22 protein-coding genes are annotated in these 20,276 nt (G+C 39.4%); 7 read left to right on the top strand and 15 right to left on the bottom strand.

What is annotated here, in order from left to right; genetic code table 11:
• Positions 1-16: 16 nt before the first annotated feature.
• The 11 genes from SMUL_RS16475 to hemB all read right to left on the bottom strand — a co-directional run bounded on the left by SMUL_RS16475 (position 17) and on the right by hemB (position 12,993).
• Complete coding sequence (locus SMUL_RS16475) at positions 17-2,854, bottom strand: transporter substrate-binding domain-containing diguanylate cyclase (protein WP_025343728.1); 2,838 nt, start codon at positions 2,852-2,854, stop codon at positions 17-19.
• Between the two features lie 111 nt (positions 2,855-2,965).
• Positions 2,966-3,256 carry a type II toxin-antitoxin system RelE family toxin gene (locus SMUL_RS02715; RefSeq protein ID WP_025343727.1) on the bottom strand — a complete coding sequence of 97 codons (291 nt, stop codon included), beginning with the start codon at positions 3,254-3,256 and terminating at the stop codon, positions 2,966-2,968.
• Entirely contained in the window at positions 3,246-3,497 is a 252-nt protein-coding gene (locus SMUL_RS02710) for a type II toxin-antitoxin system Phd/YefM family antitoxin (protein WP_025343726.1), read from the bottom strand. The genes SMUL_RS02715 and SMUL_RS02710 overlap by 11 nt, the downstream gene beginning before the upstream one ends.
• An 88-nt stretch (positions 3,498-3,585) precedes the next feature.
• On the bottom strand, positions 3,586-6,312 hold the full coding sequence (locus SMUL_RS02705) for a hypothetical protein (RefSeq protein WP_025343725.1): 2,727 nt from the start codon (positions 6,310-6,312) through the stop codon (positions 3,586-3,588).
• Positions 6,309-7,244, bottom strand: coding sequence for an SIR2 family protein (locus SMUL_RS02700; protein WP_025343724.1), 936 nt, complete (start codon positions 7,242-7,244; stop codon positions 6,309-6,311). Before SMUL_RS02700 ends, SMUL_RS02705 begins: the two co-directional genes overlap by 4 nt.
• A 114-nt stretch (positions 7,245-7,358) precedes the next feature.
• Entirely contained in the window at positions 7,359-7,952 is a 594-nt protein-coding gene (locus SMUL_RS02695) for an ORF6N domain-containing protein (protein ID WP_025343723.1), read from the bottom strand.
• Positions 7,953-7,954: 2 nt separating this feature from the next.
• The gene (locus SMUL_RS02690) at positions 7,955-9,217 is read right to left on the bottom strand and encodes a (Fe-S)-binding protein (protein WP_025343722.1); all 1,263 of its coding nucleotides are present in this window, start codon (positions 9,215-9,217) and stop codon (positions 7,955-7,957) included.
• Between the two features lie 3 nt (positions 9,218-9,220).
• Positions 9,221-10,594 (bottom strand): oxygen-independent coproporphyrinogen III oxidase, encoded by a 1,374-nt coding sequence (hemN, locus tag SMUL_RS02685; RefSeq protein ID WP_025343721.1) that lies wholly within the window; start codon positions 10,592-10,594, stop codon positions 9,221-9,223.
• A gap of 8 nt (positions 10,595-10,602) precedes the next feature.
• On the bottom strand, positions 10,603-11,061 hold the full coding sequence (locus SMUL_RS02680; RefSeq protein WP_223809755.1) for a DUF2603 domain-containing protein: 459 nt from the start codon (positions 11,059-11,061) through the stop codon (positions 10,603-10,605).
• A gap of 29 nt (positions 11,062-11,090) precedes the next feature.
• Positions 11,091-12,017 carry an ornithine carbamoyltransferase gene (argF, locus tag SMUL_RS02675; protein WP_025343719.1) on the bottom strand — a complete coding sequence of 309 codons (927 nt, stop codon included), beginning with the start codon at positions 12,015-12,017 and terminating at the stop codon, positions 11,091-11,093.
• Position 12,018: 1 nt separating this feature from the next.
• On the bottom strand, positions 12,019-12,993 hold the full coding sequence (gene hemB / locus SMUL_RS02670; protein WP_025343718.1) for a porphobilinogen synthase: 975 nt from the start codon (positions 12,991-12,993) through the stop codon (positions 12,019-12,021).
• A 78-nt stretch (positions 12,994-13,071) separates the two neighbouring features.
• Between hemB and ribA the strand changes: the two genes are divergently transcribed.
• From ribA to mscL, 3 genes are read left to right on the top strand one after another with little or no spacing between them, the layout of a single operon-like run.
• Positions 13,072-13,635, top strand: coding sequence for a GTP cyclohydrolase II (gene ribA, locus SMUL_RS02665; protein WP_025343717.1), 564 nt, complete (start codon positions 13,072-13,074; stop codon positions 13,633-13,635).
• An 8-nt stretch (positions 13,636-13,643) separates the two neighbouring features.
• Positions 13,644-14,066 carry a GNAT family N-acetyltransferase gene (locus SMUL_RS02660; RefSeq protein WP_025343716.1) on the top strand — a complete coding sequence of 141 codons (423 nt, stop codon included), beginning with the start codon at positions 13,644-13,646 and terminating at the stop codon, positions 14,064-14,066.
• A 9-nt stretch (positions 14,067-14,075) separates the two neighbouring features.
• Positions 14,076-14,504 carry a large conductance mechanosensitive channel protein MscL gene (gene mscL, locus SMUL_RS02655; RefSeq protein ID WP_025343715.1) on the top strand — a complete coding sequence of 143 codons (429 nt, stop codon included), beginning with the start codon at positions 14,076-14,078 and terminating at the stop codon, positions 14,502-14,504.
• A 56-nt stretch (positions 14,505-14,560) separates the two neighbouring features.
• On the opposite strand, the gene SMUL_RS02650 is transcribed toward mscL, so the two are convergent.
• Entirely contained in the window at positions 14,561-15,157 is a 597-nt protein-coding gene (locus SMUL_RS02650; RefSeq protein ID WP_025343714.1) for a superoxide dismutase, read from the bottom strand.
• Positions 15,158-15,334: 177 nt separating this feature from the next.
• Here SMUL_RS02650 and rsmG point away from each other — a divergent pair, with 177 nt between their 5' ends.
• From rsmG to SMUL_RS02630, 4 genes are read left to right on the top strand one after another with little or no spacing between them, the layout of a single operon-like run.
• Positions 15,335-15,904, top strand: coding sequence for a 16S rRNA (guanine(527)-N(7))-methyltransferase RsmG (rsmG, locus tag SMUL_RS02645; RefSeq protein WP_025343713.1), 570 nt, complete (start codon positions 15,335-15,337; stop codon positions 15,902-15,904).
• Positions 15,894-16,118: a PP0621 family protein gene (locus SMUL_RS02640; protein ID WP_025343712.1), complete on the top strand. Its 225-nt coding sequence runs from the start codon at positions 15,894-15,896 to the stop codon at positions 16,116-16,118. Before rsmG ends, SMUL_RS02640 begins: the two co-directional genes overlap by 11 nt.
• Positions 16,118-16,495, top strand: coding sequence for a hypothetical protein (locus SMUL_RS02635; protein ID WP_025343711.1), 378 nt, complete (start codon positions 16,118-16,120; stop codon positions 16,493-16,495). Before SMUL_RS02640 ends, SMUL_RS02635 begins: the two co-directional genes overlap by 1 nt.
• Positions 16,496-16,505: 10 nt before the next feature.
• Positions 16,506-17,759: a GGDEF domain-containing protein gene (locus SMUL_RS02630; protein ID WP_025343710.1), complete on the top strand. Its 1,254-nt coding sequence runs from the start codon at positions 16,506-16,508 to the stop codon at positions 17,757-17,759.
• A 62-nt stretch (positions 17,760-17,821) separates the two neighbouring features.
• Here the strand turns inward: SMUL_RS02630 and SMUL_RS02625 are convergent, their stop codons facing one another.
• Genes SMUL_RS02625 through SMUL_RS02615 form a run of 3 tightly spaced genes read right to left on the bottom strand, consistent with a single transcriptional unit; the run spans position 17,822 to position 20,198 of the window.
• Positions 17,822-18,850, bottom strand: coding sequence for an alanine racemase (locus tag SMUL_RS02625; RefSeq protein ID WP_025343709.1), 1,029 nt, complete (start codon positions 18,848-18,850; stop codon positions 17,822-17,824).
• Between the two features lie 4 nt (positions 18,851-18,854).
• Positions 18,855-19,091, bottom strand: a complete 237-nt coding sequence (locus SMUL_RS02620; RefSeq protein WP_025343708.1) for a hypothetical protein — start codon at positions 19,089-19,091, stop codon at positions 18,855-18,857.
• A gap of 9 nt (positions 19,092-19,100) precedes the next feature.
• The gene (locus SMUL_RS02615) at positions 19,101-20,198 is read right to left on the bottom strand and encodes a L,D-transpeptidase family protein (protein ID WP_025343707.1); all 1,098 of its coding nucleotides are present in this window, start codon (positions 20,196-20,198) and stop codon (positions 19,101-19,103) included.
• Positions 20,199-20,276 lie beyond the last annotated feature (78 nt).

Raw genomic sequence — 20,276 nt, 5'->3', positions numbered from 1 at the left:
GCTTTACATGTAAACACTATACAACGCAGTTTCGACCTTGCTCTTTGGCTTCATAAAGGGCTTTGTCTGCTTTGTCAAAGACTTTGACGATGCTGTCGTACTTTTCAAATTGCGCCACTCCAAAGCTTGCGGTTAAAGAGATAATTTCGGGAAATTCATACGAAGCGATGGCCAAACGTAGTTTCTCCGCCAGTATTTTTGCTCCCGCACGATCGGTATCGTGGCAAATCAACAAAAACTCTTCGCCACCCCAACGCCCAAAGACATCCGTTTCACGCTTGGCATCTGTCACAATTTTGGCAATGCTCTTTAAAACCTCATCGCCTCTTTTGTGCCCATAGTTGTCATTGACATGTTTGAAATGATCCAAATCAAAAAGAATAATCGAAAGCGGTAACTGGTCGCGGTCGAACATCTTTTTCTCGTACTCCAAAATATCATCAAGCTTCAAGCGGTTGTGAATCCCCGTTAATTTATCGGTGCTGGAAAGAATTTCCAGCTGTGCATTGTATTTTTTGAGTTGATACTGACGGATCAGAACTATCAAAATAATAACACCAATGAACCCCATCGCCATGTAAATAGAGGTGTAGTCGAGATGATCTTCAACATTGATTGAAATCCATTTGTTTAAAATGGCCTGCTTTTTTGCACCATCAAGCGAATTGACCGCTTTTTCAAAAATAGCGTGTAACAGTGGTTCATCATTTCGTGTTGCCACGCTCAGATCCAGCTTATCATCCAGTTTACTCACAATTTTTAATGAGCCATAATACTCTTTTTGAATTTGATACGCCACCGTCGCCAGTGTGCCGATATAACCAAAAAGCTTCTTTTGCTCCACTTGCTTCAGCCCATCGGCATCACTGCTGACATCAACAAAGTGAATGTTGGGGTAGCGAACTCTTAAAATTTCTCCAAACGCATAGCCTTTTGTAAGCCCAATAGGTTTGCCAACGAGTTGCCCTATATCAGAGTAAAACACTTTATCTTCACTGGAAACAAGCACAAGAGGAAGTTGCATATACGCATGGGTAAAATTCAGATACGTTTTACGCTCAGGTGTAGCGATAGAGAGGGAGAGAATATCGCAGGTGCGCTCTTTGGCATATTTCAGAGATTCTGTCCATGTTTGGGTTTGAACCAGCTCGATCGGTATACCTATAAACTGCTCCATTTCATCGATGTAATTGGCTACTATGCCGACGTGTTTTCCTTTTTGATTCATCTCTAAGGGCATTTGATCTGGGTTAATGCAGAGCATTATACGCTTCTTTTGGGAAAGGTATAGCTGCTCATCGAGTGAAAAAGCCAACTTCGTCTCTTTGGGTACAATGCTTTTCAACCACTTGGATTTGAGGGCATCTAACTCTTCAGGTCGCACACTGCGCAGCGCTTTATTGATGATGGTTTGCAGTGTCTCATCTTCGGGGTGCATGACGATGTAGAGGTTTTTATCTTCTAAATTTTGCAGTTCTATTTTGGAGACAACATGCAAATTGGATAACATCTCTTTCTCGATGATGTAGTGCGCGGTAAAAGCGTCATCCACACCTGCATCAATCAACCCAAACGCAATGGCTTCAAGCATTTCCTTGGTGGTTTCGTACTCTACCACATTGAGCTCAGGATGCTCCTCTTTAAGATACTTCGTCGTAGGCCACCCTTTTCCTGCACCCACGGTTTTACCGTTTAACGTTTCAATGGAGGTAATATCTTGACGTTTGATTTGGGTAATGAGTGCTAAATCCATCGTAATAAATTTATCGCTAAAGCGAAATTTTTGACGTCGCTCAGTTGAGGGAATCAGTGGGTGCGCCATCATGATCTCTTTGTTTTCAAACTTCTCATACACATTAGGCCATGTGTCGCTGACAAAATTAAAATGAACCCCTATTTTTTTGCCTAAAAGCCTCAGATAATCAACCGAAAAGCCCCGAGCTTCGCCCTCTTCGTTAAAATCATACGGATACCAACCAAGCTCATTGGTCACGCTAATGCTCGGATGCGCAGCAATATACGCTTTTTCAGACGCACTTAATTCTATCTCTTGCATGATAAAAGGCGCTTGTACTTCTTTGATGAGCGGAAGGTATTTGCGTTTGATCTTTACATGTAAATCAGAGGGCATGGAAGTCAGCATTTTGTTGAACAACGAGATAAACTCAGGCCAATCCGCCGCCGTTGCAACCGATTGCTCTTCGGCTGTGTAATTTGAAAAATGCGAGATTTTAACATTCGTGAGATGATAATTCTTGACAAACATACTCATAATGGCAATATCCCCGACAAATCCATCGACCTTCTGTTCATTCACCGCCCTCATCGCCTCAAGCGAATTAGGATACGTGATGTAGCGAAAATGAGGATAATCCTGTTTCAACTTCTCATTCACTATATAACTTGGTACTATCGCTACGCTCCTAGGTGTCGCGCCAAAAAAATTCTCTGATGTGAGCTCATTTGGCGTGAGGAGTGAAAAGGGAAATGCACTGTAAACTTTACTAAAAAGCATCGTTTTGCTCAGCTTAGCATTAGGCGTTACACGTAAAATCACATCAATGCCATCGTGCGTTTGAACACGCTCTAACGCTTCTGCCCAACTTCCATCCGTAACATACTCTATTTTGAGATTAAACGTGGATGCAAAAAATTTGATGTACTCGATACTAATGCCCGCATATTCGCCATTTTGTATAAACTGATAAGGAGGAAGATCTTTGGTGACACGAACTTTGAGTGTTTTGGTTTTGTCAAGCCACGCTTGTTCACTGGGAGTAATATCAAAAGCAGCACCATTCAAACAACTTAAAACCGATAAAACAGCAAAAAGAAGAGAAATAACTGCTTTCATAGCCTACTCCATTCAACCAACGTGTTCTGCAATCCAGTATACTAAAATTATTTTACAAAAATGTCACATTAAAATATTAGCTTCTATTTTGGTTTTACATGTAAAGATAATTTATTTGCCAAATCGAGAATGAAGGGCATTATACACTCTGTTGTTTTCTCTTTTTCCAACCGCCAATACCATAACAACAACTCTCTCATCAATCACTTCATACGCAAGTCGATAGCCAAATGCTTTGAGTTTTATTTTATAGACGGCATCAAATCCAACCAGTTTGTCTTTGGGAACTTTCGGATTTTCAAGTCTCTCTTTCAGTTTCTTTTTGAACTGCTCTTTAATCGTCTCACCCAAATTCTTCCACTCTTTAAGCGCTTGTGGGTGAAATTCTAACTCATAGCTCATCAAGCGTTACTTTGATGGGCGTATAATCTTCACTTTGCCTGCTTGTGACTTCTTTGGAGAGCATATAATCATCCAACATCGCCATTAGCTTTTCATAGGTTTTAGAAGGAACAAGGTAAGCACTCGCCACATTGTGATTGAGTATGGCAACAACCTCATCCCCTGCATTTTCAAGAATTTGCGTCGGTGATTTTTTAAGTTCTGTGATACTTGCTGTATAGTTGGATAAAATAGGTTGCATAATAGACACCTTTTTTAGTACTTTATTTGGTGTTTATTATACTTTGGTGAGGGGGTTTTGTCAAATGAGGGGTTTACATGTAAAGAGTTTATCTCTTTATAGCCTCATATTTTTTACTTAATTCATTTAAAAAATACACATTATTTGCCCGATACCTATTGCATATTTCTAAAGCATTATCATATTCTTTGAGTTTATATAAAATTTCTACAGTATTTTCAATATTCTCTTGTTTATAAGTTGGGACAACACCATTGGAAAGCATTTCAAGATACAGCTCACCAACAAATTTTGGATTTTTTTCAACAAGCCTTGCTAACTGTTCTATTATAAAATATGCATTATGATTTTTTTCAGTATATTTGGCTGTAAGTTTCAATTGAGGCATTATTGCATCAGTAATAACATCCAAATAAACAAACCACTTTGATAGAGTGGAAAAAATTGCTTGTGCCTCACTAGAATCATCATCTTTAAAGGTTTGATAAATTTTACCCCATAAAATATTAATTTGACTTAATGCATTTTCGTCTATTTTATCTCTAAAAAGTTGCCAAATAAATCTAATGATTTCTAAAATATTATCTCTATTTTTTGCATTGATAACATCAAAAATGGTCTCATTATCTTTTTTGCTTGTGAACATTATGCAGATATGCTCAATAACTTTTCTCTTGACTTCTTTTGATTTGAATGCGTACTCTAATGCTTTAGCAATATGTTTATGTTTTTTAAACTGTTCATAAATACCAGTATAGACAGTTGTTGCATATCCAAAATATCCAGTGATTGAAATTTCCCATAGTGCATCATTCTCAATAGGAAATATACGATTAAAATTGTCATCTATCCATTGTTTATCCAAAAAACTTAAATTTGGTAAATAGTGTCCCAAAATTGTAAATATAGACTTTGAATAAACAGTGTTTTGCGTTAATTCGTAAGTAAAAAATGCTTTTATATCATCTTCCCATTTGATTTGCTTTGTACTATTTAAACGACCATATCTTAAAGCGTAATTTATCAGTGCATGAAGAGCTTTACCATTGATAGAATTCAATACATGAATGCCTAAATTATTATTTTGTTCGTCTTTTTCATCTTCTTTGTTGTGTAACAATCTAAATAAAATCTCTTTTGCTTTTGGTAAATGTTCTTTCCCAAAAGCATTTTTATCCTCTTGTGTACCATATTCAATCAAATTGGCTATTTCACCTCTCAGCCATTTAGCATATTGTTCTTCTGATTGAAAGAAATCATCATTTAGCTCTTTTAAAATAAAATCAAATACTTTTTCCCAATCAAATTTTTGTTTATCTCTCCAGCCATTTACAAAACCATAAATCAAATGATATTTATAAATAAAGTGCAGATCATGAAAAATTTCTATTTTATTACTAAATTTCTGAGGATTTTTCTTGATGCAACTTGCTAAATCATTAGCTAAACCTTCAATTAAATCGCCATCACTTGTAAACTTTTCTTTTTTTATTTCTGATGGATTAAAAGTTTTAATATACATAACAATGTTATCAACCGATTTAGCGCAAAAGTTATCAATATCCTTTACTGGACTTCTATTCCCAATCCATTGTACTCCATCACTCCACATATCAAAACCTGCATGTTCAATCTCAGATGGATTTATAGCATCATATTTTTCATAAAGTTTTTGTGCCTTTTTGTTATGTTGTTTTAAACACAATAACCACTCTTTTTTTCTATAAGCTGTGTATTTATTTAGCTGTTCTGGCGTTTCTTCTACATTATATTTTGGATATTTTAAGCTTTCTATCCAATTGATAACTGCACTAAATTCTTCATCAGTAAACTGATCGCTCCTATCTTCTAAAAACTTATAAAGCTCGTGCCTAAAAGTTGTATTTACAGTAATGCCTGCATTAAACCATTCCCAAAAAATATCTTTTAACTCATCATATTTTTGATTAATGGTATGAAGAGCTAGTCTTTTAAATAATGGAAACTCATCTTTTAGGAAGGACTCTATATAACTTCTTATCTCTATCGCATTTAAATCTTCTAGCAAATCTCTCGTAAATGAAACTAATTGATTGTCATATCTATCTGGAAAACTATTTTGAGCATGATCTTCTATCGTTGCAATCCAAACATTATTAAAACTACTTTTATCTTCCAAAACAACTTGCTTTATAATCCCAATTACTAGCTTTAACCCATCAATGCCAATTAATTTTATCATCCCTTGTGAATGTTTTTTTAATAGACTCTCTAGGCAATAAGTTTCTATCAAAGGCTCTCTTTCGTGATATGAAGTGCCTTTGTTTACTATTTTGTAATCAAAAATTATTTTAAGCAGTTCTAGTAAATGACTTTTCATCTCATTTTCTAATAATACTGGCAAAACTATTGTTTCAATTTCACTACTTAAAACTCCTTGATATTGGGATTCTTTTAGAGATATGCTTATAAACTTGATATGATCTAAAGTAATTTGTTCTTTTGGCAAATTAAAAATGATTTTACCCATAAACCAATCTGTAATATAATTATCTATTCTTGTCCCATCTTCTTTGCGATAGTTTATAATTTGGTTTACAATATCTAGTAAAGTCTCTGTAACTTCACTTTTTGGCTTATCTTTATTTTGCAAAGATACCGCTTCTAAATAGTCTAGAACAAGATTTAAATCTTCTTTAGGAGTAAAATAACCCTCATTTTTAAGAGGTTCAAGCCATAAATACAAATTTTGATATTTTGGTGCATTCCTAAAAAAATAACTTTCGTATTCTTTATTATGTTTCATTTTTTGAATGGTATTTACGATAGTATTCAAAATGGATTCCTTAATGCTTCATCAATTTCATCAAAGTTTTTCTGTAAAACACCTGAAGTACTTTTTATTTCTTCAACCCATTTTTCGATAATAATTGGAAGTTGTTTAAATCCCTTTTTATCTTTAGAATAAGGTATGAGCTTGATTTTCATTTGTTCAAAATACATTTGTTCGAAATCGCAAATCTTCGCTTCATGCGTATAATAACCATCTAAATAAAAATACTTATTTTCTTTTGAATCAATACCCTTATACATATACTCTAATAGCTCAAATTCACCCAATCCATAACCAACAAAGAGCACTGTTGTGCCAAAAAGTTTTTTTAAAAATCCTAAAAACTCTTGATCTTTATATCGTTTAAAATATTGTTCAACCGTAAATATTAAGCTCGCAGGCTTTGTGATGCTACCATGTATTTTATAAAGATTTTTATTTATAAGTGGGGTATTGGTTGTAAATCCATCATAGATAATATTTTGTTCGCTAACAAAAATTTGATCTATATGTCTATCTGCATTTGTAGTGACAAAGATACCATCCAGCTGAAATAAATCTTTATATGTTTTCAATTTGGGATTATCTTTTGTGACCTTATCCTCATCATCATTCAAAGATTTTTTCATCTGCTTTAAAAATATATCTTCTTTTTGGTTATCTCTTAAAATCTTATTGCAGATGGTTATAATTTTTTTATTTCCAACGCCATTATGAAGCATATTTTGCAATTGATTTGCTTCAAAGTTATTGATTAATGGTTCATTTTCATTGAGAGTATTTTCACAAGTTTTTATAAGTTCTTTTGCTAATCCATTCCAATCAGAACATCCTAAATCATAAGACATTCCCGCACCTATAAAAATAACAAGTTCGCCTAGTTCAGCTGCTCTTTTTATTTCTTTGGGGAGTGGCGGTATCTCTAAAATTTCCATTATTTTTTAAATACCTTTCTTAGAATAGTCTATTACATGTAAACATTTTACTTAGCTTTTTCGAAGAACCTTAGTAATCAATTCAATCAAAATTTTAAAGAGTAAATGGAAAACTTACTTATCCCTCTCAAATCCAATTTTTTCGACTTCGTTTGCCGACTTAAAATCACTAAAGACATCTTGTAACTCGGTAATAGATTCTTCTAAAATGATGATGGAATCGGCAACGGCACTTAACCTATCTTTTGTCCAAGACTTTGTTTTCATCATCTCTTGCGTAAACTCTTCTTTGAGTTCATCTTTAAGCGCTTTAATCTGAATGGCTAAATTTTGGTGTTCCATGGCGTAGCGTCGTAATTTTGTAAATGTTCGCATGATAGAGAGTGTCACATCGGTAGCTTTGTCACTTTTTAGAACGGTTGCTAGCATGTAAATGCCTTGCTCCGTAAAGACTTTTGGCAGTATTCGTGTCATAGTAAAATTTGTGGTCGCAATTTGCGACCGCAAATTGTCAAACTCTTCTTGAGTCAGTTGAAACATCAAATCATCGGGGAATTTTTTAGGATTTCTTTTAACTGCTTCATTAATACGCTTAGTTTCAACATTATAGATGTTTGCTAGATCGCTATCGAGCATCACTTCAATACCACGCACCGTATAGATGTTTTTTTCAATACGCTCCGCCGTGATAAGAAGTTGATCCGACATCATTACCCCTCGCGAAGCGCTTTAGCAATTAATTCAATCGGGTTTTTAAAGATAACATCGACTTTTTGTCCGTGCATGGCGTCGCTAAGCTGCATACGACAGGCACTGCATTCTGCACTTACGTACTCAGCGCCCGTCTCTTTGATCATCGCCGCTTTTGGGAGTCCTGCGGCTTTGGCGAAGCGGTATTTTTCGGTTTGCATCGTTACACCACCAAATCCACAACAGCGGTTCGGGTCACTCATCTCTTTCATCACATAATTTTGTGAGAGTAAGTTTCGTGGCTCTTTCCACACACCTTGCATTTTGCGTGCGTGACAAGGGTCGTGGTAGGTGATGCTTTCACTTTGACGTGCTTTGGTGGCTAGGATTTGCGCTAGGTTGGTCTTTTTCTCTAAGTATTCGGTTGCCATAAAGATGTGTGGTTTGATCGCCTCGGCTCTTGCTTTCCATTCGGGTTGATCGTGAAAGAAGTGCGCGTAGTCTTCTTTGATCATAGCACTACAGGTCGCTTCGGGGATGATGATGGCATCGAGTTCGTTTACGAAACCTTCGATGTACTCGATGTTAAATTTTGCGAGAAAATCCACACTGTCAAAATCGCCCGTAAAGTATTGGGGCGCACCACAGCATTTTTGTTGTTTGATGAGGTATGCGTCGATCTCAAGCACTTTGAGAATTTCCAAAAGTGACTTGCCGATGTCGGTGTACATGTAGTTCGCCAAACAACCGATAAAAATACCCACTTTGCCTTTGCCACCGTTAAGAATGACATCGGGATGGGAGTTCAAAAAGGTCTTTTTGGCAAGACTTGGAAAGAGTCTGTCCATCTTGATGATGGGGAAGTTTCTCAGATACATCGAGCTTTGTTTTCCCACCATTTTGAAACCACAGGTTTGGAACATAAAGCCAAAACGTGCGAGAACGTCCATGATGTTACGGTTGCGAAGCAAGAAAAAGGCGAGTTTTTTGTACCAAGCCAAGCCAAATTTTTTGCGAATGTCATTGCGTACTTGTTCAATAATCATATCCACAGGTAAATCGTTCGGACAGACATCGACGCAATTGGTACATAAAAAACAGCTCTCGAAGATGTTTTTAGCGTTTTTGTCGAGTTCAAGTTCGCCTCGTTGGTACGCACTAAGAAGGTCTAAAAATCCTCTAGGACTGGTGACTTCATCACGGTTAACTTCGTGAATCGTACAAACAGGTATACACTTGCCACACTTGACACAGGCATCGCTCGTTACGTTAAATTTAAACATCATTTACACCGTTTTACTGAAGCGTCGTTTATCTTCAGGGATTTTTTGGAGGTACGCATCAAAAGGCATCACAATGTTGCGAATGAGCAGTGTGCCTGTGGTATTGACGAAAATCTTTTTAGCAACTCTATCCACAACGACTAATTCTTCTTGCTCAAAAGGCTCAAGTGCTTTAATCGCATCGGCAAAATAGTCAAAGAAGTCAATGCCAAATGCTTGCTCAATGCCAGCGATATTGAGCTTAAAGTTGCTCATCATCTCCATGATGACCGCTTTTCTAAGTACGTCGTCATCATTAAGTGTTAGCCCACGATGTACTGGCAAAACACCCGCATCGATGGCGTTTTCGTATGCATCCATCTCTTTGAAGTTTTGCACGTAGTGACTCAAGCCTTCACCGATGCTCGTCAAACCAATGCCGATCAAGTCTGCGCCACCTTTGGTCGTATATCCTTGGAAATTGCGGTGCAATTCGCCTTTTTCAATCGCTAAGAAAAGCTCATCATCAGGCTTAGCAAAGTGATCCATACCGATCATTTTGTAGCCATTGGACTCTAAATAATCAATCGTATAGCGCATAATGGCAAGCTTGACACTTGGGAGCGGAAGCGTTGTCTCATCGATCTTGCGCATTGTTTTTTTCATCCACGGCACATGGGCGTAGTTAAACACCGCCAAACGGCTTGGATCAAGCGAAACGGCAAGACGTAATGTCTCTTTAAACGTCTCAAAGGTTTGATACGGAAGACCGTAGATCAAATCCATATTGATCGACTTAATACCTGCGCTTTTTGCCATCTTTACCACATTGGCAGTCACATCGTACGGTTGAATGCGGTGGATCGCTTTTTGAACCTCATCGTTAAAGTCTTGAACGCCATAACTCACGCGGTTAAACCCGTTACATGTAAGCACATCTAACTGCTCTTTGGTTAAGTAACGCGGGTCGATCTCACAGCTGATTTCAGCATCTTTTGCAAAGTTTTTGAAGTGGCTTTTGATAGCGCCAATAATGCGCTCTAACTGTGCTGTGCTGAAAAAGGTTGGTGTACCGCCACCAAAGTGCATCTGAATCACTTCACGCGACGTATCAAGGTGTTTAGAGAGAAGCTCAAGTTCGCGCACAAGATAGTCAATGTAGCGCTCTTTTTTATCCTCTTTGCTGGTGTAAACAACGTTACAGCCACAAAAATAACAGGCACTTCGGCAAAAAGGAAGGTGAAAATAAAGCGAGAGTTTACGACTCTTATCTTGGGTTGCCAAGACGTCCTCATAACTTTTACATGTAAAGCTCTCATGAAACTCGGGCGCTGTTGGGTAACTCGTGTACCTAGGACCCGCTTTGGAGTACTTGGCAAATTTATCAAAATCAATCATGCTACATCCTAGCGCGTAGTCGCGCTGATAATACTCGCCCCTTCAGGCAAATAGAGATCTTTAATATCTAAAAAGAGATTTGGGTGATCCTTTTTGATCTTTTTGATCAATTTATTAAAGTCTATGTCTTTCTTTTTACTTTTGTTCATCTCTTCCATTGCCACCGTAAGAACATCGTTAAAATCGAGTGGCAAATGCTGCAAAATGCTCTTTTCAAGTTTTAAAAAGAGGGCTTCTTGCTCCGCTTTTTTAAAATGCTCTATCATTTTGCTCAGCGTATCAATGGAGAGCAGCGCATGAAGCTTTTGCTTCTCATCATACACCAACCATGGCTCTTTCGCATTCTCCCATGAACCGCGTTTAAGGCGCAAAAGTTTTGTGCTCTCTTCCTCGCTGGGAGTTATCTCTAAAACCGTCTGTTCTTTTTGTTTACTGAGGCTCAAACCCTTAGAAATTTTGTCTATCATCCTGAACTCTTTTCGTTGCTTAAATTCCATTAGCTATTTCTATGCCTATCCAGCCATACCATCACGGCTTTTTGGGCATGCAGTCTGTTTTCTGCTTCATCAAAAATCTCATCGGCATGCGCTTCAAAGACACTTTCACTCACTTCATAGTCGCGGTACGCTGGTAAGCAGTGTAAAAACATTGCATCGTCTTGCGCCAAGTCCATCATCGCATCATCGACCATAAATCCTTGAAAATCAGCGATTCGCTTCGCTTTTTCCGCTTCTTGACCCATTGAAACCCATGTGTCTGTGGTCACAACGGTAGCACCTGCGATCGCCTCTTTAGGGTCATTACCAATTTTAATCACCGCGCCACTCTCTTTGGCAAAAGCAAGTGCTTCTTCTAAAATGGTCGCATCGACTTCATACCCTTTGGGTGTTGCGACGCGAAGCTCAAAGCCCAGTTTAGAAGCCATCATCAACCACGAATGGGTCATATTATTGCCATCGCCCACGTAAGCTACGATTGGGTTTTGATCTTTTTTATACTCGACCATCGTAAGATAATCTGCCATCAATTGAACAGGGTGGTACGAATCACTCAAACCGCTGATGACAGGCACACGCGAATAAGCGGCAAACTCTTCTAAAGTGCTTTGCGCGAATGTGCGTATCATGACCATGTCAACCATACGGCTAATGACACGCGCCGTGTCTTTCATAGGCTCACCACGTCCAAGCTGAAGGTCGTTAGAAGAGAGAAACAATCCTTTTCCACCAAGCTGATGGATGCCCACTTCAAAACTCACACGCGTTCGGGTGCTGCTTTTTTCAAAAATCATACCTAAGGTTTGATTTTCAAGGTAGGGTTTAAATTTCCCCTTTTTCGCCTGTTTTTTGATCTTGATCGCCAAATCGATGATCTCTAAAATCTCTTCTTTACTATAATCTTTGAGGGTTAAAAAATGTCTCATCCTATTTTCTCCTTAAAACTTCAGCTACTTCTTTCGCGTGGTAACTGATGATCATATCAGCCCCAGCACGTTTAAACGCGATCATCGTCTCCATCATCACACGCTCATAATCAATCACGCCTGCACGCCCAGCTGCTTTAAGCATCGCGTACTCGCCACTCACGTTGTAAATACACAAGGGAGTCGATGTTGCATTGCGTACATCACGGATGATGTCTAGGTACGCAAGAGCTGGTTTAACCATCAAAATGTCCGCCCCTTGCATCTCATCTTCCACGGATTCGGCGATCGCTTCTCTTCTATTTGCAGGGTCCATTTGGTAGGTTTTACGATCACCAAAAGAAGGAGCAGACTCCGCTACATCGCGGAATGGTCCATAATATGCACTGGCAAATTTAGTCGAGTAACTCATGATCGGAAGGTTGATAAACCCTTCACTATCCAGCGCTTCACGTAACGCTTCGATCATACCATCCATCATACCACTTGGAGCGATCATGTCTGCACCTGCGTGCGCATGAACGAGGGCTTGTTTGGCTAAGATTTCGAGTGTTGCGTCGTTGTCAACGCTCTCATGTTCGATGTCTAAGATACCGCAATGTCCGTGGTCGGTAAATTCACAAAAGCAAAGATCGGTCACGACAAACATGTTTGGGTAGGCTTTTTTAACCGCTTTGATCGTACTAGCGATGATGCCATGCTCACACAGCGCGTCGCTTCCCACACTGTCTTTCACTTCGGGAATTCCAAATAAAATAATCGAGTTAATGCCAAGGTCTTGCAAGCTTCCACACTCTTTTATAATCTCATCAATGCTCATCTGAAAAACACCTGGCATCGAGCCGATCTCTTTTTTAAACCCTTCGCCGCTTTTAGCAAATAACGGATAAATAAAATCGTCCATACTCAGTGTTGTTTCGCGAACAAGAGAGCGAAGCGTTGCGTTCATCCTTAGTCTTCTAAATCTTTTAAACATTCTTTTGCCTTATCTTGGTTAAAATTACCCACTCGTTATAAAAAGTAGTGATTTTAGCATAACTGGATATAAAAGAAAATGAAAATAGAAATTTCCGAGATTGCGAACCTCCCATCACGTTTTGGGACGTTCAAAATCCAATCGTTTAAAGAGGGTATTAAAGAGCATTTAGTCATTTTTAAAGAGCCTTTAGGAGAGATTCCGTTGGTGCGCGTTCACAGTGAATGTTTAACCGGAGATAGCATAGGAAGTCTCAAATGTGACTGCCGCGATCAGCTCGAATTTGCACTGAGCACGATCGAAAAAAATGGTGGAATGGTCATTTATTTACGTCAGGAAGGCAGAAACATTGGGCTTCTAAACAAAGTCAATGCGTACGCGCTGCAAGATAAAGGGTTTAACACCATCGAAGCAAACCACCAACTCGGCTTCTTAGATGATGAGCGCACCTATGAGATGGTTGAGTTTATTTTGGACTATTTTAAGATCACCAAAATTAAGCTTTTAACCAACAATCCTAAAAAAATTGAGAGTTTGAAAAACATTGACATTGTCGAGCGAATCCCTGTCATTATCCCTTCCAATAAATTTAATGCAGGGTATTTGAAAACAAAAAAAGAGCAAATGGGACATCTTCTTTAGGAGTCACAATGATACGCGAAGCTACGGTGGATGATGCCCAAGCCATTGTCTCACTTCTTGCACAACTAGGATACGCAGACACCCACGCTTTTATGCACGTGCGTATCCAAGAGCTTCTCAAAAACCCCGATGCACTGTTGTTTTGCTACGAATCTGAGGGCAAGGTTGTTGCACTTCTGTCTTTACATGTCATTCCTCAAATCGCACTTTTAGGCTCCTTCTTGCGCATCAGTTATTTTGTCGTGGATGAAAAGGCACGCTCACTCAAGATTGGGGCGGAACTAGAAGCGTTGGCAAGTCAAATTGCCAAAGAGAAAGGGTGTGATCGCATCGAAGTGCATTGCCATGAAAGACGCAAAGATGCGCACCGTTTTTACGAACGCCACGGCTTTGTTGAATCTCCCAAATACTTCGTCAAACATCTATTTTAAAGGAGTCCCATGTTCAAAGAATTTCGTGATTTTTTACTCAAAGGTAATGTGGTCGATATGGCGGTTGGATTTATCTTTGGTGCGGCATTTGCGACCATTGTCAAATCGCTTGTCTCCAACGTGATTATGCCTCCCATTGGTCTGCTGCTGGGCAATGTGGATTTTTCATCGCTTTTCATTGCGTTGGATGGCAAAGTGTATGCTTCTTTGGCGGATTTGGAAAAAGCGGGAGCTCCTGCCATTAAACTGGGTGTCTTTTTCAATGACTTCACCTCGTTTGTCATCTTAGGCTTTGTCATGTTTATGATGATCAAAGGGTATTCAAAAATCGCTCCGAAAAAAGCACCTGAAACCATCACTAAAACATGTCCAGAGTGCGCTATGGCTATCCCTGTGGCGGCTAAAAAATGCCCTTATTGTGGAAGTGAACAAGTGTAAAAAAGCGTTTACATGTAAAGCCAAAACACTTTACATGTAAACAGAAAAAAAACGTCTTATGCTTTTAAATTTGCGTTAGCAAAATCCCAATTGACAAGACTTTTCAAGAAAACATCCAAATAATCAGCACGTTTGTTTTGATAATCCAGATAATACGCATGCTCCCAAACATCGACGGTTAAAATCGCTTTTTGATCGTGTGCGAGAGGTGTGTCAGCATTGGCAGTTTTGGTGATTTTCAGTTTTCCACCTTCAAGTACAAGCCATGCCCAACCGCTACCAAATTGTGTGAGTCCTGCGCTTTTAAACGCTTCGACAAACGTGTCAAAACTTCCAAAATCTTCGGTGATTTTAGTCGCAATCGCGCCACTTGGAGCGCCACCGCCGCCTTTTTTCATACAGTTCCAGTAAAACGTATGGTTCCAAACTTGAGCAGCATTGTTAAAAATACCCATTTTTTCAGGTTTATTGGCAACCGCTAAAATGATCTTTTCAAGACTCTCCTCGGCAAGTTCAGTGCCTTGGATAAGATTGTTCAGATTGGTAACATAAGTTTGATGATGCTTTCCATGATGAAATCCAAGGGTATTGGCTGAGATGTGAGGTTCTAGTGCGTTAGCTTCGTAAGGAAGTGCCGGTAAAGTAATAGCCATAAAAAACTCCTTTATTTAAAATTTAGATACGATTCATTCTACTGCTTCTTACTAAATGAATGCTAAATAGAAACAATTAGTTTTACCGTTTAACGCTCCTGCTTTCAGAGATTAATCGCTCATTAATCGCTATTTTGCTACCATAAAGAGACGAAATAATACACAAGGTTTTAGGCAATGGCTGCATACGTGCTTCCCGATACATTTTGGCAGGATGTGGATCTGTTTTCGACCCTTCTGCTTCAGTACAACCAAACCCACAATATCTCTGGGGCGAAGAGCAAAGAGGTGGTGCTGAGAAATGTGGACGATAGCATTTACCCTTTGCAGTATTTACATGTAAATGAATTAAAACGTGCGATTGACATAGGCACGGGGGCTGGATTTCCCGGTCTTTTACTCGCCCTTGCTCTGCCACACGTTCATTTTACGCTGTTTGAGCCGATTGCGAAGAAAAGTGCGTTCTTGCATTTAGCCAAAACTACACTGGAACTCAAAAATGTCGATGTATCGACCAACAGAGTTGAAAAAGTCACGCCTTTTCAGGTCGATCTGATTAGCTCACGCGCGGTTACGAACACTAAAATGTTGGTAAAATTGTGTCAAAACTTTATTGATCCAAAGACGACGCTTCTGTTTTACAAAGGCGAATTGGTCGATGAAGAGATTCAAGGGCTAAAAAATTGTCAGGTTTACCAGCGTGATAAACGCTATTATCTTGTTATGAAGGATGTTAATGTTAATTAAAATTGCGTTGTTTGCCGGTGTCATCTTTCTGATTTATATCTTTTTTTTCAAAAATAGCCGTAAAGACGATATTCAAAAAAGTGCCTCTAAAAAAGTTCTAGAAGGTGAAACAATGGTCGAGTGCCATGCGTGTTCAACCTTTATCAGCCACAAAGAGGCCATCATCAAAGATGGACTTTTTTACTGCTCGAAAGAGTGTGCAAGGTTGCCCTAATGATACTGATCGGTCATGAACTTATTTCCAGCGAGCCTTTTTACAAAGTTGCCTCTGTTGAAGAGATTGCCAAAACACCTTCTAATGCCGTGGTTCTGTTTGAGTTTGAGCCTGCATTATCGGCCTATTGTGTCGAACAAAAGGTTACGTTTGCTTTACATGTAAGGCATATTAAAGAGCTCATTTTTGCCAATGCGTTAGGTGCTTCTTACTTTGTCGTCGATAAAAGCTTAGCCCTTCACGCGCAAAAAATTGCCGATGATTACCTTTTTGATGGCAAAGTGTTACTTTTAAGCAGTGATGAGAATGAGATCGAATTTACAGCGTCTCATGCCATCGATGGCATCTTATTTGAAACTGGTATTACATCACTTTAACGAGAGGTATATGAGCAAACAACACTATTTTATCCTTGCTTCTCTTATCACATTACTCTATTGGTTTCTTGATGCGTATACCAGTGTATCGCTTTATGGCTCTTCGTTGATCGATGAGATTTTACTCCAAACGCCGCACACTCTTATTTTCATTAAACTCTTAACCGCAGGACTTCTCTTTACGCTCACCCTAACACCGCTTTTTTTCAAACAGCGTATGGATAAAAATGCGCCCATACCTCCCAATGAATTTGCAGAGTTGCAGCGTATTTCAGACATTCTCTTCTCCTCACTCTCGACTCGGATTAATGTGATCAAAGCGCTTGAAATGCTTGAAGAGAGCCTGCATCTTGAATCAAGTCTGCTGTTTATCTACAACAAAGAGAGTCTAAGCCTTTACAATGAAAATGAGTTTATCAAAGCCACATTTCGCTCAAAAGAGATTTTACCGTTTCGTACAAACCCCTCAAGAAGTGCTGTTGAGACGTTTGCCATTAACTGTTTTTTGGAAAAGCGCATGACATCCAAAGAGAGCGTTAAGGTAGAGAACAGACCGGTCACGCTTTTTAGCTTTGCGTTAAAAGAGCCTCGCAGTGAAACCGCTTTAGGCAATCTTGTTCTTGCTAGCAGTAATGCAAAATTTCTTGAAGAACAGACAGATATGATCGAAAAATGCACGCAGATGCTGACATTTGCACTCTCCATCGCTGCGAAAAAAGAGCTCTTGCAAAACCTCAATTCGCAATACTCCAGCGATACAACGAGTCATTTTGACAAGGTGCTCAATATCATTAACTTCTCTAAAGTGCAAGAGCACATCGATCAAGAGTACAAACGTCATAAACGCTACCACACCCAATTAACGCTGGTTCTGATCGACATTACGATGCTCAAAAACCTCACCAAAGTTTTTCCAGCAGAAGTGGTGACAACCCTTAAAAAAGATTTTATACAGTTAGTGATTAAACATACACGTGAAGTGGATATTTTTGGAAAGTGGAGCAATGACCAATTCGCCCTGCTCCTGCCTGATGTTGATTTTCGCGCAGGTCAACGCGTGGCTAAAAAACTTCAAGCGATTTTAGATGAGACCAAATTTGCCAGAGTAGGCAAAATCAGTTGCAGTTATGGCATCACCTCGATTTCGCCCAAAGACACCATCGGTAGCTTTAAAGCCAGAGCCGAGAGTGCCCTTGTTGCAGCCTCAGCCAAAGAGGGCAATGCCATCGAGGTAAAACTTCAAACCACAGAGTTAAATCATTAATGTTACGCCGTTTGCGTAACGGTATCTTCAACAATGAGAGAAAAAAAGGTGCGTAGCATCCGTTAAATAATAACTCGCTTTAACGCAGGATAGAGCTTCGTGATGATCTCATAACTGATTGTGTTAAACTGCTTCGCCAAAGGGTTTGCATCCTCAAACATGCACACCTTTTTGGCATCGCCTCCAAGGCAAAAACTGTCCATAGACATGCGCCCTTTGGTGAGACTGCCATCTGCCATTGGAACAGGCGTAAAGCCATCAAAACGAAAAAACCCATCCCCATAGCCAATGTCATAGGTAGAGATCAGTTCGTCCTCTTTGGCTTCATAAACCCCACCGTATCCAACGCGTTCTCCTTGTTTCAAGATGCGAGAACTCAGTTTTTCTGCCCAGAGTGCAAGAACTGGTTTGAGATCAAACGAAGCGATGGAAGAAGGAAGCGTGGTGTAGCCATACATCGCGATGCCTGAACGGGCATAATCATCGCTCCCAATCGAGCTTACACGCAAGAGCGCTGCGGAGTTGCACGAGTGAAAGGCAATGGATGGCATTCCATACGCTTGTGCAATCGCTTTGATTTTGAGTTTCGCGCGCTCAAAATTGGCGCGTTGCCAGAAAAGTTCACTGTTCAGCTCATCCGCACTTCTAAAATGAGTAAAGACCCCTTTTAAGCGCAATTTTTTAGCATGTATCAATGCCATCGCCGCTTCAATGTCCTCTTCCTTAATGCCATTGCGGTGCATCCCCGAATCAAGACTGAGATGAATCGAAGCACCTTCAGGAAGTGCTTGAAGCGCTTCATAAGAGTGTGTTGCAAATGAAATGGAAGGAGAAAGTGTTTTACATGTAGGATGATCGACTAACACCAAAACCTCTTCAAACAGATCAGCGATCGATTCTGCTTCTTCGATGTTTTTAACCGCTGCGCGAAGCAGACCGTACTCAGCGGCTAGTTCTGCCATTGTCCTCAGATCATGCCCATACGCGTTATCTTTTAAAACCGCCATGAGCTTTGTTTTGCCCCCAGCTTTGGCACACAAAAGATCAAGATTATGAAAAAAGTGTGCTTTATTAATCGTAATAAATGCCATGTCTCTACGCTTTCACCCCAAGATTACGGATTACAAAACCCCTGATTTTACGGGCTTGGTAATCGAGTTTGTAAAAATGTTCATACACCGTTTTTGCATCGAGCATTGGGGCGCTTGAAAAATCAAACGCGATCCCTTTGCTGTCTTTTGGAACCTGTGTGTCAATATACGCCATAAAAGCATCTCGAGCGTCAATGAGTTTAGCAAGCTCTTGATCGATCTCTATTTCGTTTGGATTCATCTTCTATCCTTATTTCTCTGCCAAAACCTGCATTTTATCACCGATAAGCTCTATGTAAAGCTCTTTTTCGCCCTTAGAAGCAAATGAGGGACTTTTATAGGTTTGGTAAAATGAGATTTTAAACAGTTTACGGTCATCCAATGTTGGATACGGCGAAATACTCATATGCTCAAAAAGAATCGTTTTTTTCTCTTTACGTGAAAAAATTTGTTTTTTCATATTGGAAAATTGCACTTTACCCGATCCATCAGATTTTTTAAAGTCATTCGAGTAAAAGTTCAAATATGTATTGACGTCACTGACTTTCCAAGCACGTTGCCATTTGTACACTTCGCTTAAAATGGTGGCAATTTGTTCGCGCGTCATTTTAGGCACTTTTGACTCTCCAATAATCACAACGGCACTTTGCGCGTTGATTTCGGTGTCGAGTGTTATAAGTTGATTGTTTTCAAAGGCAACACACCCTTTGGTACGATCATCGCGATCTTTTCCATCAATGGGCATACCGTGAATCCAGATACCATCGCCACTTTTATTGCGTAACGTATCGAAAAGATTGGGGTACGAAAGCACAAAGGCTAAAGGTCCGTAAAATTGATCGGTTGGCTTAAAGCGTCTGGTGATCTCATAAACCCCTACAGGCGTTTTAAGATCGCCACGTTTGAGCTTATCCCCACTTTTACCCATAATTACATCATCATGCCCACGCACCAGTTTCAAACCATCGGTTTCGACGTGATAGACTTCACACCGTTTTTTCTCTTTTTCGCAGACAACAAGCGACTCGACATCTTCATAGTAACCATAACTGACATCAATCCCTTTAAGGTGTTTGAGCCAATAATCGCGTGATACACTCTCTTTTTCGCTCGGTGTTTTTGATTTAACAAACCGATTGTGACCTAGTTTCACCGCAGGTTCAAGAATCACTTCTTTCTCTTTTTTAACCTCTTTAATCGGAGCCTTCACCTCTTTGGATTCAAACTCTTTTTTGAGGAAGTCCTCAACAGCGTTGATACCTTTCGTTTTGTAGATTTTATAAATATCCTCAGCCGTTGCCGCATATAAGGCAAGAGCACACAGAGACAAAAAGAACAGATAGCGCATACAACCCCTCTTTACATAGACGTTCACTGCGAGAAGCAGTACTTTGGTCTAAGACAATTTTTGGGGCTATTCTATAAA

Origin of the sequence: Sulfurospirillum multivorans DSM 12446 (assembly GCF_000568815.1) — a bacterium.
Lineage (GTDB): Bacteria > Campylobacterota > Campylobacteria > Campylobacterales > Sulfurospirillaceae > Sulfurospirillum > Sulfurospirillum multivorans.
This window is presented reverse-complemented; position numbering and strand designations above follow the sequence as displayed.